Origin of the sequence: Chryseobacterium sp. SIMBA_028, from assembly GCF_046535285.1 — a bacterium.
GTDB lineage: Bacteria > Bacteroidota > Bacteroidia > Flavobacteriales > Weeksellaceae > Chryseobacterium.
Genome location: NZ_JAWRWZ010000283.1, coordinates 1 through 272, shown reverse-complemented (window position 1 = coordinate 272; position 272 = coordinate 1). Strand labels below are relative to the sequence as shown.

General features: G+C 31.2%; 1 protein-coding gene. It reads right to left on the bottom strand.

The genetic code is table 11. The features are described 5' to 3' along the window. On the bottom strand, positions 1-272 hold a 272-nt coding region (locus SCA31_RS23475; protein WP_410699424.1), incomplete at both ends, for a tyrosine-type recombinase/integrase.

The window sequence follows — 272 nt, the reverse complement described above, 5'->3', positions numbered from 1 at the left end:
CATGAATTGGGATAAAGTTTCTGAATGTCCTATACTCTTTTAGAACTGACAATAAAGAATCGTTCATAACAGCCAATCTTTGTTGCCCATTTTTAGCTCTGTTTATATAAATAAGTCGTTTATGAAAATCCAAATCTTCATTTTTAAGAGACAGTGCCTCACTAATGCGCATTCCTGTACTATAAAGTAATCTACATATAACTGGCATAACAAACATTGGAGTAGTATTTCTATTTCTAGCTATTCGAAGTTTATCAACAGTTGCAAAAATT